1 protein-coding gene is annotated in these 430 nt (G+C 65.8%); it reads left to right on the plus strand.

What is annotated here, in order from left to right; translation table 11 throughout:
- Positions 1-430, plus strand: a 430-nt coding sequence (locus ENZ75_RS34050; protein WP_128278705.1) for a nicotinate-nucleotide adenylyltransferase, incomplete at both ends; no start/stop codon positions are given.

The raw sequence follows: 430 nt of genomic DNA on the forward strand, positions 1-430 counted from the left end.
GCCATGCGCTGGTCGCCGAGATCGCGCTCAGACGCCTGGCGCTCGACCAGTTGTGGTGGATGGTGACGCCGGGCAATCCGCTGAAGAACACCAGGGAGTTGGCGCCGCTGGGCGAACGGCTGCAGCTGTCGGAACAGATCGCCAAGAACCCGAAGATCAAGGTCACCGCTTTCGAAGCCGCCCATCACGTCCGCTACACCGCCGATACGCTGGCGCTGGTCAAGGCGCGCAACCCCGGTGTCGATTTCGTCTGGATCATGGGTGCCGACAGCCTGCGCGATTTCCATCGCTGGCAGCGCTGGCGCGAGATCGTCATGACCTTCCCGATCGCCGTCATCGACCGCCCGGGCGCGACGCTGTCGTTCCTGTCCTCGGTCGTCGCCAAGACCTTCGACTATGCCCGCATCGACGAGGGCGATGCGCCGCGGCT

It is taken from the genome of Mesorhizobium sp. M7A.F.Ca.CA.002.04.1.1 (assembly GCF_004022805.1).
Taxonomy (GTDB): Bacteria; Pseudomonadota; Alphaproteobacteria; order Rhizobiales; family Rhizobiaceae; genus Mesorhizobium; species Mesorhizobium ciceri.